This window comes from Paraburkholderia caffeinilytica (assembly GCF_003368325.1).
GTDB lineage: Bacteria > Pseudomonadota > Gammaproteobacteria > Burkholderiales > Burkholderiaceae > Paraburkholderia > Paraburkholderia caffeinilytica.
The window spans coordinates 3,408,450-3,422,295 of record NZ_CP031466.1; the positions used below are offsets into that span (position 1 = coordinate 3,408,450).

The 13,846-nt window shown below is 62.3% G+C and carries 12 protein-coding genes; 10 read left to right on the forward strand and 2 right to left on the reverse strand.

Going from position 1 to position 13,846, the window contains the following annotated elements; all coding sequences use genetic code 11:
- Positions 1-274: 274 nt before the first annotated feature.
- The 4 genes from DSC91_RS14955 to DSC91_RS14970 all read left to right on the forward strand — a co-directional run bounded on the left by DSC91_RS14955 (position 275) and on the right by DSC91_RS14970 (position 4,355).
- Positions 275-2,467 (forward strand): TonB-dependent receptor, encoded by a 2,193-nt coding sequence (locus tag DSC91_RS14955; RefSeq protein ID WP_115779442.1) that lies wholly within the window; start codon positions 275-277, stop codon positions 2,465-2,467.
- Between the two features lie 77 nt (positions 2,468-2,544).
- On the forward strand, positions 2,545-3,228 hold the full coding sequence (locus DSC91_RS14960) for a Fe2+-dependent dioxygenase (RefSeq protein ID WP_115779443.1): 684 nt from the start codon (positions 2,545-2,547) through the stop codon (positions 3,226-3,228).
- Positions 3,225-3,947, forward strand: coding sequence for a PepSY-associated TM helix domain-containing protein (locus DSC91_RS14965; protein ID WP_115779444.1), 723 nt, complete (start codon positions 3,225-3,227; stop codon positions 3,945-3,947). Before DSC91_RS14960 ends, DSC91_RS14965 begins: the two co-directional genes overlap by 4 nt.
- 96 nt (positions 3,948-4,043) lie before the next feature.
- Positions 4,044-4,355, forward strand: a complete 312-nt coding sequence (locus DSC91_RS14970) for a high-potential iron-sulfur protein (RefSeq protein ID WP_115779855.1) — start codon at positions 4,044-4,046, stop codon at positions 4,353-4,355.
- Positions 4,356-4,406: 51 nt separating this feature from the next.
- Here DSC91_RS14970 and DSC91_RS14975 read toward each other — a convergent pair whose 3' ends face one another.
- Positions 4,407-4,757, reverse strand: coding sequence for a DOPA 4,5-dioxygenase family protein (locus DSC91_RS14975; protein WP_115779445.1), 351 nt, complete (start codon positions 4,755-4,757; stop codon positions 4,407-4,409).
- 31 nt (positions 4,758-4,788) lie between these two features.
- Positions 4,789-5,262, reverse strand: coding sequence for a GNAT family N-acetyltransferase (locus DSC91_RS14980; RefSeq protein ID WP_115779446.1), 474 nt, complete (start codon positions 5,260-5,262; stop codon positions 4,789-4,791).
- A gap of 1,034 nt (positions 5,263-6,296) precedes the next feature.
- Between DSC91_RS14980 and DSC91_RS14985 the strand changes: the two genes are divergently transcribed.
- The 6 genes from DSC91_RS14985 (at position 6,297) to DSC91_RS15010 (ending at position 13,787) form a co-directional block, all read left to right on the forward strand.
- Positions 6,297-6,770, forward strand: a complete 474-nt coding sequence (locus tag DSC91_RS14985; RefSeq protein ID WP_115779447.1) for a hypothetical protein — start codon at positions 6,297-6,299, stop codon at positions 6,768-6,770.
- Between the two features lie 136 nt (positions 6,771-6,906).
- Positions 6,907-7,269, forward strand: coding sequence for a hypothetical protein (locus DSC91_RS14990; protein ID WP_115779448.1), 363 nt, complete (start codon positions 6,907-6,909; stop codon positions 7,267-7,269).
- Positions 7,270-7,361: 92 nt separating this feature from the next.
- Positions 7,362-8,657 (forward strand): TolC family protein, encoded by a 1,296-nt coding sequence (locus tag DSC91_RS14995; protein ID WP_115779449.1) that lies wholly within the window; start codon positions 7,362-7,364, stop codon positions 8,655-8,657.
- Positions 8,658-8,668: 11 nt separating this feature from the next.
- Positions 8,669-10,237 carry an efflux RND transporter periplasmic adaptor subunit gene (locus DSC91_RS15000; RefSeq protein WP_115779450.1) on the forward strand — a complete coding sequence of 523 codons (1,569 nt, stop codon included), beginning with the start codon at positions 8,669-8,671 and terminating at the stop codon, positions 10,235-10,237.
- Positions 10,234-13,440 (forward strand): efflux RND transporter permease subunit, encoded by a 3,207-nt coding sequence (locus tag DSC91_RS15005; RefSeq protein WP_115779451.1) that lies wholly within the window; start codon positions 10,234-10,236, stop codon positions 13,438-13,440. The genes DSC91_RS15000 and DSC91_RS15005 overlap by 4 nt, the downstream gene beginning before the upstream one ends.
- Entirely contained in the window at positions 13,437-13,787 is a 351-nt protein-coding gene (locus DSC91_RS15010) for a copper-binding protein (RefSeq protein WP_115779452.1), read from the forward strand. Before DSC91_RS15005 ends, DSC91_RS15010 begins: the two co-directional genes overlap by 4 nt.
- The last annotated feature ends 59 nt before the right edge of the window (positions 13,788-13,846 follow it).

A 13,846-nucleotide genomic window follows, 5' to 3' on the forward strand; every position in this document is an offset into this window, starting at 1 on the left:
AGTGCGTAATATTGCGCCGATCGCGAAGCCTTGAAAATTACATATTCCATACGTTGGTAAAAATTAGAAATAATTCGATTACACCGGGTAAGGTTCGGCGCGATTGATGCGTTTTTATGCGTATGGAATGATATCGATTCTCATTTAACCATCAGCCAGCCATCCCGTCGTCTTCGCTCCAAGCAGGAGACCGGCAGCCAGCCAATTGCGGTTTTGTCATTGATTCCATGTCGAGCATGCGGATCGGGCAAGCGCACATTCGACGGGATTTCCCATGTTCAACCACACACCGCTTGCGACTGCGTTAGCGCTAGCTTTTGCCGTTCCATTTGCCACGCCCGCGGTCGCGCAGACCGCGCCGCAAACCGCATCGCAGCCGTCGGCTCAAAACGGGTCGACGAGCGCGGCGGGTGACAACGGAACCTTGCCGACCATCGGCGTCGCGGCGCAAGCGGAACAGCAGGACTTCCAGGCGGAGCGCTCGAACGTCGGCGCAAAGACGCCCACCGCGTTGCGCGACATTCCACAATCAGTCACCGTGATCAACAAGTCGGTGCTTGCTTCCCAAGGCGCCACGTCGTTCCAGGATGCGCTGCGCAATGCGCCGGGCGTGACCATCGGCGGGGCCGAAGGCGGCCAGATCGGCAACAACATCAACTTGCGCGGCTTCACTGCGCAGAACGACATCTATCTGGACGGCTTCCGCGATCGCAACCAGTACTACCGCGACACGTTCGATCTCGAAGAACTCGAAGTGCTGTACGGTCCGTCGTCGATGTTGTTCGGCCGTGGTTCGACGGGTGGCGTGATCAACCAGGTGAGCAAGAAAGCGAACCTGAAGGACTCGGCGGAAGTCACGGGCATGATTGGGACCGACGACCGCTATCGCAGCACCGTCGACGTGAACCATAAGCTGACGGACACGTCGGCGATCCGCCTGAATGCATTCGGCCAAAGCCTTGGTTCGACGCGCGACGAGATGAAGAACAAGGACTACGGCATCGCGCCGGAAGTGCGCTTCGGCATCGGCACGCCGACTGAAGTCACGATCTCCGCGCTGATCCAGCACAACTACGACATGCCTGACTACGGCGTGCAGGCGTTGAACGGCCACCCGTCGCCGGTGCCGAAGAACACGTTTTATGGCCTGACCACCGATCGCACCATCCAGGACGTGCAGACGTTCACCGCCGCGATCAAACACAAGTTCTCCGACCAGCTCACGCTGACCAACCAGACGCAGTTCTCGCACTCGTTGACCGATGCGCGCGAAACCGCGCCGCAAGCGGTGCTGACGGGGCCGCTTGCCACCAGCCCCGCGCTGACCAACGGCAATTTCACGACGCTGTCGCCTTCGCAACTGTTCATCAAGTTGCAAAGCCACGACCGTGTGATCGAAAACCACTCGCTGTATAACGACACCGCGCTCGAGTACAAATTCGACACGGGGCCGCTCAAACACGATTTGATTGCCGGCTTCGAACTGGGCCACGACAGCTATTCGAATCAGGCCTACACGCGCAACAACTTGCCGGTTGTTTCGATGGTGAACCCGGCGTATCTGTCTTCGCCCGCCGGTGTGACCACCACGGTCGGCAACTACGCCGACTCCGGCTCGAACGAGATGGGCGCTTATGTGAACGACACCGTGTCGATCGGTCAGCACTGGAAGGTGATCGGCGGCTTGCGTTGGGACCGCTTCCAGGCACAGATCCACAACACGATCAGCCTGCCGGGCTACGCCACGCAAACCAACTTCTTTACCAGCGTTCGCGCCGGCGTGATTTATCAGCCGACCGACTGGCAGTCGTACTACGTGTCCTACGGCACGTCGTTCGATCCGTCGCTCGAGGCGCTGACGGTCACCAATCTGACGCAGAACCTCGCGCCGGAGTCGACCCGGTCGTATGAGGTCGGCGGCAAGTGGGACCTGCTGGGCGGCAATATTTCGGTGACGTCCGCGTTCTTCCGCGAGGAAATGACCAACGCCCGCACGCAGGTCTCGCCGACCGAATACGAACTCGACGGCGACATCCGCGTCGACGGCTTCCAGGCCGGCGTGACAGGCCACATTACCGACAAGTGGCAAGTGTTTGGCGGCTACACCTACATGGACGCCATCATCCTGAAGGCGCGCGACGGCACCCAGGGACACGTGCCGGCCAACACACCGCGCAACACGCTCACGTTCTGGACCACTTATGCGATCACGCCGCACTGGGAAATCGGCGGCGGCCCGACTTACATGTCGCCGCGCTACGCGTCGAACACGAACTACGTGCAGGTTCCGGGCTACACCCGTTGGGATGCGACCGCCGCTTATCACGCGAAGAAATACGACGTTCGGCTGAATCTGCTGAACCTGACCAACAAGATGTACTACGACGCGCTCATCCAGTCGGACGGCGGCCGTTCCGTGCCGGGTATCGGACGCACGCTGCTGGCGACGTTCGACTACCGGTTCTGAAGCGCGCCGTATCGATACGGTAGGCTTGCCGCTCTCGCAAATGGCAAGCCGACGTAACGAGGCCAAGGAAACTCAAGATGCTGCTGCACATTCCGAATGTACTGAACGCCGAGCAACTGCGCTTTGTTCGCGAGCGGCTCGACAGCGCCGGCGACGCATGGGTCGATGGCCGCGCGACCGCCGGTTATCAGGGCGCGCCGGTCAAACGCAATCAGCAGATCGCCGAGCATTCACCGCTCGCGCGTGAACTCGGCGATGTGATTCTCGCGGCGATCGAGCGCAACCCGCTTTTCATCAGCGCGGCGTTGCCGAACCAGGTGTATCCGCCGCTCTTCAATCGCTACGAAGGCGGCATGCAATTCGGCAGCCATGTGGACGGCGCGGTGCGGGTGCTGCCCAACGGCGTGAAGTTGCGCACGGACGTGTCGGTGACGCTGTTCCTCTCCGCACCCGGCGAATACGACGGTGGCGAACTCGTTGTCGAAGACACCTACGGCGTGCAACAGGTCAAGCTGCCCGCGGGCGACATGATCGTCTATCCCGCCACCAGTCTGCATCAGGTCACGCCCGTCACGCGCGGTGCGCGCCTTGCCAGCTTTTTCTGGGTGCAAAGCCTCGTGCGCAGCGACACGCAGCGCGCCTTGCTATTCGATATGGACACGGCGATTCAACGTCTGAACGCCACACAGGCCGACGATGCCGCGCGCCGCAGCCTCGTCGGTTGCTATCACAACCTGTTGCGCACCTGGAGCGAAACGTGAGCGTACCTGAGGCTATTGAAATCCGACCGCCTGCGGCCATCGACGCCGGGACGAGCGAACCGCAGCGGCTCGACCGCGACGAGCAGAAGGCGCGGCAACAGCGCTCGCGTCGCGCGACCTTCGTCAAATGGCTGCGCAAAGTACATGGCTGGATCGGTTTGTGGGGCGCGGCGCTGGGTTTGCTGTTCGGCACTACGGGTTTTCTGCTGAATCATCGTGGCGGGCCGCTCAAGGTGCCGACCGGCGAGCCGCAGGTGTCGGTCGTGCAGGTGCCGTTGCCCCAACCGGCGCCGGAAACGCCGCGCGAACTCGGCAAGTGGCTCAAGCAGGAACTGAAACTGGCCGGCAGTCCGGGACGCGCGCAGAAAGAGCCCGCGCATCCGGTTGCGTGGGGCGAGCGCAGCGTACTCCAGCCCGAGCACTGGCAGCTGACCTTTTCGTCGCCGCACGAAAACACCGCCGCGGAGTACTGGGTCGGCAATGGCTATGTGACGGTCAAGCGCAGCGAAAACTCATTTCTCGCGACGCTCACGAATCTGCACAAGGGCGTCGGCTTGAGCGTCGGCTGGGTGCTGCTGATCGATACGCTGGCGGGCAGCATCGTTCTGCTGTCGCTCACCGGCGTCCTGCTTTGGACGGAGTTGAACAAACGCAAAACCGTCGGCGCGGTGCTGGTGGTGGGGTCGATCGTTGCTGCCGTGTGTATGGGGTTGATTTAAAGAACCCTGCACGCCAGCCAGCAGAGAAGTGGGTGCTCGCGCTAGAATCTTTGCAGACCGCCAAAACCGTGCATCCCCACTTTCCATCCGACCATGATGAAAACCTCACGCCGCCATTTTCTGATGCTGAGTGTGGGCGTCAGCTCATCGCTCATGCTGTCCCGCGCCGCGTTCGCCGACACCGCCAACGCGCTGAGCGAAGCCGATCCGAAGGCGCAGGCCGTCGGCTATAAAGAGGACGCGTCGAAGGTCGACAAGGCGAAATTCCCGGGCTACGCCGCCGGACAAACCTGCGCCAACTGCTCGCTATTCCAGGGTAAGACGACCGACGCCTACGGTGGCTGCACGCTGTTCGGCGACAAGCAGGTCGCCGCGCGTGGCTGGTGCAGTTCGTATTCGAATATGTGACAGGGGAAGCGGCTGCACGCCGGTACGGGTGATGTGAAACTGCCCTGGCGCCTACTTCAAGGCGCTCAGCACCAGGTCGTGCGAATGGCCGATCCACATCGCCGCGTCGCGGTGGTCGCGCAAGGCGTCGCCGGTATTCGGGTGCAGAAAGATATCGAGCGCGCCGTGATTCAGGGTGAGCCAGCCGACGAGTTCGGCGAACTGTTCCGGTGCGAATGCGAGCTGATACGACCACATCGGATGCGGCCCGACCGGGCGTTCGTGAAAGCGGCCCATTTGCAGTTTGCCGTTCCAGTGCGCTTCGATTTGCTCGCGAAAGGTCCACGCGGCGTCGCGGCTGCCTGAATCGAAGTAAACGTGGGCGTGCCAGCTCTTGATGGCCGAGGTGTCGCGAAAGGTCATGGCAAGGTCTCGTTTCGTCTGTCTCAGACAATCATTCTGGCTGAGTTTTCGCTGACACGTGCGGCGCACGTCTCATGTGGAACTGTATTTCGTCTTCGTCGACGATTTCGAAGCCGAGGCGCGCGTACAGGCGTCTGGCCGGATTGTCTTTGAGCACCTTGAGGGCGACCGGCAATGCCTCCGCCTGCGCGGCCTGCAAGACGGTTTGCAGCACGCGCTCGCCGATCCCGCAGCCTTGATGCTCAGGCGCGATCTGCACTTGTGAGACGAACCACTCGGTCTCGGTGCGATAGGCCTTCAGCAAACCGGCCGGCGCGCCGTCGACGCAAATCACCCGCGCCGCGTCGTAGCGATAATGCAGGCGCGCGCGATGCTCGGCATCGTCGGCGGGTTCGCCGGCGCGCGCCAGATGCTCGGTCATGGTGGCCTTGCGCAGTTCGAAGAGAAAGCGCTCGTCGGCATCTAGCGCCGGGCGCAGGGTAAGGGCAGGTTCTTGAACGGACATGCGGGTAGCGTTTCCGGTGCGCGGGCAGCGAGTGTGAATTATCGTGGATTGTCACGTCAGAGGTGCCTTTTTACCATGCGCTTAGGTTTCGGCCGTTCAACTTCACAACTGACGCCTGAAGAAACCGCCGCGCCACGCCACGCCTCGCCGATTCGGCAAATTGACCTGCCAATTCCCCTCGTTTCGCCCAATTGCATTCAGGCGTGCTCACATAAACTGTTTTCCATGGAGCGACAAGTCACCGAGCCCATCGACGCGGTCTTCCCCCGCGTTGTTTTGAACCGTACCGTTGATGGCAGTTTGCCGCGTTTGACCAACGTGGCAGGGCAGTAAGGCAGTAGGAAGTCGAAGCAATGCAAATAGTGCGCAATCGCAGCGTCCATGCGCACGGATCAGCAGGGGGTTACAGCGCGGCGATGTCGATGGTGAGGGACCGAGCTGTGACGCAGTAATGCCGTATGCCGTATGCAGTAACGCGCCAAGGTAGTAATGCAGCAACGCAGTAATGTCGTATGCAGTAATGCGCCAAGGTAGTTATTCAGCACCGCAGTAATGCCGTATGCAGTAATGCACCAAGGTAGTAATGCAGCAACGCACTAATGCCGTATGCACCAACGCAGCAACGCAGTAGCAGTTCAAGTAGCAACAGCTTTGGTAGTTTGTGGTGGTTACAGATCGGCAAGCATCCACGCGCCTGTACGACTCTTCCATCCTGTCCGACCCTGTTCCCTTGCGGGAACAGGGTTTTTTTCGTCCGCGCCACCAATGCGACTTGTATTTACCCGATCCGAACCTATATGCCAGCGTTGCATTTCCCGCCAGCCGCAGCGGAAAACCGGCTTGCACGTAGCGGGGTGCCGGGCACAGTCGAGACTTTGAGTTGTTTAAGTCTGTCTTAATAGTTGCTTGCCATGATGGCTACACAGACTCACATTGAGGGCCTGTCAAGCCGCCGGCGCATCGGCGGCCTTTGCCACCGGAGAGCACAGCATTCGGTGGCAAAGCCGAGAGTTAGCGAAGGAGGTTGAATCGATATGTCCAGTAAATCGCGAGTCCGCAAGCACACCCAGCCGGCCATGTCCCCGCTGCTGCGCGCGCTGACCTATAGCCGCACTGCCCACGAGCCGGTCACCACGGCGATGCTCCTGCAGTGCTACACCGCCCTCGATGCGTTCCGGCGCGGCCGGGGCACACGGGATTTGCACCTGACCTTGAGCCGGCATTTGCTGGTGTCGCAGGAGTTGGCGCGTCTTGGACTCGGTGAAGACGTCATTGCCGATATTGAAAGCGCGCATGCGGCGATGGTGCAGCTCGACGCGCGTGAGCATCACGACGGCGCCTGGATGCTCGAAGACAGCGAGTACGCCCGTCTTTGCACAGCGCTGGCGATTCTGGATGGGCAACTGTCGATCGCATCGTTGAGCGAGATCGCGAACGCGGAAACGAAGATGATCGAGGGGCTGATGAGATCGGCCCATACGCAAGCGATTGTCGAAGCGACGGTCTAAGCAACGTCGCGTTCTGCCGCAAGCCAACGCTCAAACGAAGGACGCCCCGCATGGGGCGTTTTTTCGCATCAACGCAAATCCTGTGGTTAGTTAATCCGATGCACCCGGTTAAAGCAGTGCGGCTATAATCCCCGGCATGAGATTTCTGCGGACTGTGCTCCTCCTGTTGCTGTGCGCTGCGCTGCCCATTAGTGGGCTGGCGGCCAGCGGTTTGACGGGAGAATGTCCAATGCAGATGAGCATGAGCGCCGACGAGAGCGACGCGATGTCGGCCGACATGTCCGGCTGTGAGTCGACGCATTCATCGCAGCCCGAAAAAGCCAAGGGCCTTTTCTGCAAGGTCATGGCGCAATGCCAGCTCGGCAGTCTGTATCACCCGGTCTCTCCGACCGGAATAACCCGGCCTGCCGGGTTATCGAGCACCGTTGTTTTCCACTACGCGCAGTCGCTGCCGGTCCGTGAGCCGACCGGACCGTGGCGACCTCCTCGCGCCATCTAATCCCTTGCTGACAGGTTCACCGCGTTTGCGGTGAGGTCGTCCTGCGTCCAGGACGTGGACTCCTTTTGGGAGTTCGCCGTTGGGGTTAGAACATGCCATTCATTCTTCACGCGCCGTCAACCCGGCGTGCACCACGGCGCGCGCGCTCGCTTCTCGCCGCGCTGATTTTCGCGAGCGGCGCGGCACACGCTCAGGAAGCCAGCTACACGCTCGATGCGGCGCTTCAGGCCGCGACCGACCGCTCGTCCGCCATGGGCGCCGCACAGGCCTCCGTGCGCGCCAGTTCCAATGCCGCGGTCCGGGCCGGGCAGTTGCCTGATCCGATGCTCAAAGCGGGCATCGACAACCTGCCGGTCAACGGCTCGCAACGGTTCACCATTGGTCAGGACTTCATGACGATGCGCCGTATCGGCATCGAGCAGGAATGGGTCTCCGGTGATAAACGCCGCCTGCTTTCCGCGCGGGCGAACGACGTGGTGGACCGCGAGCGAGCCGGCTATCTGCTGCAGCTCGCGAACACACGGCAGCAAACGGCGGCTGCGTGGCTGAACGCCGTCTATGCGAAGCAGGCGCTCGCGTTGCAGCAGGAGCTGGTGCGTCACATGGACCACGAACTGGACGCGACGAAAGCGTCTTACCGGGGAGCCAAGGCAAGCGCGGCCGACGTCGTGCAAGCCCAGGCGATGCTCGCGCAGACGCAGGATCAACTGCTCAAGGCACAACAGACATTTCAAACCGCGCTAATCGGCCTGTCGCGCTGGACTGCTACGCCTGTTCTCGATGTGAGCGGCGATCCACCCGCGCCGCAATCGTATGTGTCCTCTCTGCCACCCGATGAGCTTCGCGACGTTCAGCCGGTCCTGGTGGCCGCCTCGCGGGACATCGCCGTGGCCGACGCCGATACGGCTGTCGCCAACAGCGACCGCAGTCCCAACTGGACGTGGGAAGTCTCCTATCAGCAGCGAGGCGGGCAGTACTCGAACATGGTTTCGGTCGGCGTGAGCATTCCGTTGCCGATCAATCGCAAGAATCGCCAGAACCGCGACGCTGCCGAAAAGGCGGAACTCGGCACCAAGGCGCGGCTGATGTACGAAGACGCGCAGCGGCAAGTCGAAGCGGATATCCGCACGCAGTCGGCGACGCTCGCCAGTGGCCGCGAGCGCATCGCCCATCTCACGGATGCTCTGTTGCCTGCCGCAGACCGGCGCGTGCAGCTCGCTGCCGCGGCCTATCAGGCGGGTAGCGGGTCGCTCGCGGATACGTTTGCTGCCCGGCGGGCGTTGCTCGACGCCCAGCTACAGGTGCTCGATCTTCGGCGCGAGGTGTCCCAGACATGGGCGCAGCTCGAATACCAGGTTGTGCCCGCGTCGATGTCCATCAGCCAGTGAAGGAGAACACCATGCAAAAGAAACAACTGGCGCGCGCGGCCTTTATTGCGTTCGCTGCAACTGCTTTGACAGGCGCGGGCTACCTGGCCGGCACGCGTCATGCCACGTCGGCGGACCCGGCTTCCTTCGCCACGACGTTAGCCGCAACGCCCGCCGCGACGTCTGCCACAACGCCCACCACGGGCGACAAGACCGACCCGAAGACGGGGCGCAAAGTGCTGTACTGGCACGACCCGATGGTTCCGAATCAGCATTTCGACAAACCGGGCAAGTCGCCTTTCATGGACATGCAGCTCGAACCCGTCTTTGCCGATGACGCCAGCGCGAGCGGCGTCAAAATCGACTCGGGCTTGCAGCAGAACCTCGGCATCCGCTACGCAACGGCGCGACGGCAGGAAGTCGCCGAAGGATTCGACGCCGTCGCAACCACGCGGTTCGACGAATCGCGCGCCGATGTGGTGCAGTCGCGCGTCACGGGCTACATAGACCGCCTGTACGCGGACGCACCGATGCAGCGGATAGCGAAAGGCGCGCCGATCGCGTCGCTCTTCGTGCCGGACTGGCTGGCGCCGCAGGAAGAGTACCTCGCGCTCAAACGCAGCGGCATGGACAGCAGCATGCTCGACGCGGCTCGCGCGCGCATGCGGGCGATGTCGATACCGGATGGCGTCGTCGCGAATCTCGACCGGACCGGAAAGGCGCAAACGCATGTCGTGCTGACCTCGCCCGAAACGGGTGTTGTCAGCGAACTGAACGTCCGCGACGGCGCCATGGTCACGCCCGGGCAGACGCTCGCCAAGATCGCCGGCCTTTCAACGCTATGGCTGATCGTCGAAATACCGGAGTCCCTGGCGCTGACCGTGCAGCCCGGCATGACGGTGGATGCGGCATTCGCCGGCGATCCCAGCGAGCGCTTCAAAGGCCGGATTCGCGAAATCCTGCCGGGCATCAGCACCGGCAGCCGTACGCTCCAGGCACGTCTCGCGATCGACAACGCCGCGTTCAAGCTGACGCCCGGCATGCTGATGCGCGTGCGGGTCGGCGCGCAGAAGCCGGTCTCGCGTCTGCTCGTTCCGTCCGAAGCCGTCATCACGACGGGCAAGCGCACGGTGGTCATTGTCAGGAACGGTGACGGCCGTTTGCAGCCGGTGAATGTCACCGTCGGCAAGGAGACAGGCGCTCAAATCGAAGTGTTGAGCGGTCTGGCCGATGGCGATCAGGTGGTGGCGTCCGGCCAGTTTCTGATCGATTCCGAGGCCAGCCTCAAATCGGTTCTTCCTCGACTCGCGAGCAGCGCAAACGCAGGCTCGAGCGCGCCTGCATCCGCACCCGCCACGACCGGTGCATCCCAAACGTACGAGACCACCGGCAGGATCGAAAAGGTGACCGCCGAAGACATCACGTTCTCCCATCAGCCGGTCCCGGCTCTGGGCTGGGGCAAGATGACGATGGCATTCGGCAAACCGTCGCCGGCCGCCTTTCCGGACGCCAGGCCCGGCGACGTGGTGCACTTCGCATTCCGGCAGACGGACAGCGGCTACCAGCTGACGACAGTCGAACCGATGGGAGGCGCCAAATGATCGCGCGTCTTATCAGATGGTCCATTTACAACCGCTTTCTGGTGCTGCTTGCCACCGTGCTCGTCACGGCATGGGGCGTCTACTCGGTAACGCAAACGCCGCTCGACGCGCTGCCTGATCTGTCCGACACGCAGGTCATCATCAAAGCCTCGTATCCGGGTAAAGCGCCGCAGGTCGTCGAGGACCAGGTCACCTATCCCCTCACTACGACGCTGCTGGGCGTACCGGGGGCAAAAACCATTCGCGCCTATTCGTCATTCGGCGATGCATTTGTCTATGTCCTGTTCGACGACAAAACCGACCAGTATTGGGCGCGTTCCCGTGTGCTCGAGTATCTGAACCAGGTGCAGGGCAGGCTGCCTCCAGGCGCGACGGTATCGCTCGGGCCGGACGCAACCGGTGTCGGCTGGGTCTACGAATATGCGCTCGTCGACCGGAGCGGACAGCACGACCTGGGACAGCTTCGCGCCCTGAACGACTGGTTCCTGAAGTTCGAGCTGAAGTCGGTACCGGATGTGTCCGAAGTCGCGAGCATCGGCGGCATGGTGCGCCAATATCAGGTTGTGCTCGACCCGGACAAACTGCGCGCTTACGGCATCACGCAGACGATGGTCGCCGACGCATTGGGCAAGGCGAATCAGGAATCGGGCGGGTCGGTCGTCGAGATGGCGGAGTCCGAATACATGGTGCGCTCGTCGGGTTACCTGCGCACGCTCGATGACTTTCGCAACGTCGTCCTGCGCACCGACGAGGCCGGTACGCCCGTGCTGCTGGGCGACGTCGCGCGGATTCAGATCGGCCCCGAGATGCGGCGCGGCATCGCAGAGCTGAACGGTCGGGGCGAAGTGGCGGGCGGCGTCATCGTGATGCGCTCCGGCAAGAACGCGCTGACCACCATCGACGCGGTGAAGGCCAAGCTCGCCGAGCTGAAGCGTTCACTGCCCGCGGGCGTGGAAGTCGTGACGACCTACGACCGCTCGCAGCTGATCGAACGCGCGGTGGACAACCTGAAAGACAAGCTCGTCGAGGAATTCATTATCGTTGGGCTCGTCTGCGCGGTCTTTCTGTTCCATCTGCGCAGTGCGTTCGTCGCCATCCTGTCGTTGCCCTTGGGCGTGCTGACCGCTTTTATCGTGATGCGGTATCAAGGCGTGAACGCGAATCTGATGTCGCTGGGCGGCATTGCGATTGCCATCGGCGCGATGATCGACGCGGCCATCGTGATGATCGAGAACGCACACAAGCATCTCGAAGCGTTCGACCACGACCATCCCGGCAAGGCGATCACTGCGGCTGAACGTTGGGAGCTCATCGCCACGTCGGCCGCCGAGGTCGGGCCGGCTTTGTTCTTCTCGTTGCTCGTCATCACGCTATCGTTCATTCCGGTGTTCTCGCTCGAAGGCCAGGAAGGCAAGCTGTTTTCCCCACTGGCGTTCACGAAGACGTACACGATTGCAGCGGCAGCGGGGCTGTCGGTAACGTTGGTGCCGGTGTTGATGGGTTTGCTGATTCGCGGTCGCATTCCGCACGAGAACGCGAACCCGATCAATCGCGTGCTGATCCGCCTCTATCGGCCGTTGCTGGAGGCGACGTTGCGCCGTCCGTGGTTGGCCATCGGTCTGGCGGTGGTTGCGCTCGCCGCGTCGGCGATTCCGCTTTCGCGGCTCGGCGGCGAATTCATGCCGCCGCTCGACGAAGGCGATCTGCTGTATATGCCGACAGCGCTGCCGGGCATCTCGGCGGAGAAAGCGAGTGAACTGCTGCAGCAGACCGACCGGCTCATCAAGACCGTCCCGGAAGTGCAGACCGTGTTCGGCAAGTCCGGCCGCGCCGACACGGCGACGGACCCCGCGCCGCTCGAGATGTTCGAGACCACGATCCAGTTCAAGCCACGCAGCCGGTGGCGGCCCGGCATGACGCCGGAGAAACTGGTCGACGAACTGGACCGCACCGTCAAGGTGCCGGGGCTCTCGAACGTGTGGGTTCCGCCGATCCGCAATCGGTTGGACATGCTCTCCACGGGGATCAAGACGCCGGTCGGCGTCAAGATTTCGGGCCCTGACATCGGGCAGATCGACAAGGTCGCAACGCAGGTCGAAGCGGCGGTCAAGACCGTGCCCGGGGTGACGTCCGCCCTCGCCGAGCGCCTGAACGGCGGGCGATACATCGACGTCGATATCGACCGGCTGGCGGCGGCGCGCTACGGTCTTGCGGTTGCCGACATCCAGTCGATCGTCTCGACCGCGGTCGGCGGCGAAAACGTCGGCGAGGTCATTGCCGGGCGGGAGCGCTTTCCGATCAACATCCGCTATCCACGCGAGATCCGCGATTCGCTCGAGAAGCTGCGCGCGCTGCCGGTCGTGACAGACCGTGGCGCGCAGATCCGGCTAGACGACGTGGCGCACATCACGATTGCCGACGGTCCGCCGATGATTCGCAGTGAGAATGCACGACTCGCTGGTTACGTGTACGTCGATATCCGCGACACAGACCTGCATTCAGCCGTGCAGGCCATGCAGCGCGCAGTCGCCGAGAAAGTGACGCTGCCCGCCGGGTATTCGATTGCGTGGTCCGGTCAGTTCGAATATCTGGAGCGGGCGGCGGCGAAGTTGCGCACCGTCATTCCCGTGACGCTGGTTGTCATTTTCGTGCTGCTTTTCCTGACGTTCAACTCGGTTGGTGACGCGCTGCTGCTGATGTCGACGGTGCCCTTCGCGCTGGTCGGCGGCTTCTGGTTCATCTGGATGCTGGGACATGCCGTGTCGGTCGCGACCGCCGTGGGATTCATTGCGCTCGCGGGCGTGGCCGCGGAGTTCGGTGTCGTGATGCTGCTCTACCTGAAGGGCGCGTTGACTCGCCGACTCGACGCAGGCGAGCCGCTGACCGAAGCGCTGCTTCTCGACGCGATTCGCGAGGGCGCCGTGCAGCGTGTCCGTCCCAAGGCGATGACGGTTGCGGTCGTGCTTGCCGGTCTCATCCCCATCATGGTCGGGCACGGTGCCGGCTCGGAAGTCATGCAGCGCGTCGCTGCACCGATGGTGGGCGGGATGATCACGGCGCCCATCCTGTCGATGCTGGTTATTCCCGCAGCGTGGTTCCTGCTGCAACGCCGCCGCGCGAAGCGTCTGCCCGACGCGCGGCTTTCTCATGCTGTACCTTCCGGCACAACCGTGCCTACTACCCAAACTGGAGAATTTCAATGAAGAAATGGATTGTTGCGCTCGCTGCTTTCGGCACCATGGCTGCCGCCCCCGCGTTTGCGGGTGACGATATGGCGGGCATGAACATGTCCATGAAGCCGGCGGCTTCAAAGGACACGCCGAATGCGGCGCTCACGGATGCAGAGGTAAAAAAAGTGGACCCGGCCTCCGGCATGGTCACGCTGAAACACGGCGCGCTGCAGAACGTCGGGATGCCGGCCATGACCATGGCCTTCAAGGCGAAGGATGCCTCGATGGTCAAGCGGATTCACGAAGGCGACAAGGTGAAGGTGCGCATTGAAGACGTCGACGGCACGCTGACCATCGTGAAACTGGAAAAAGCGTCGTGATGCGTTGTTGATGCAAACTCGCGGGCTTGCTTTAGTTTGGCCTGCGAGTTTGCAGGGTT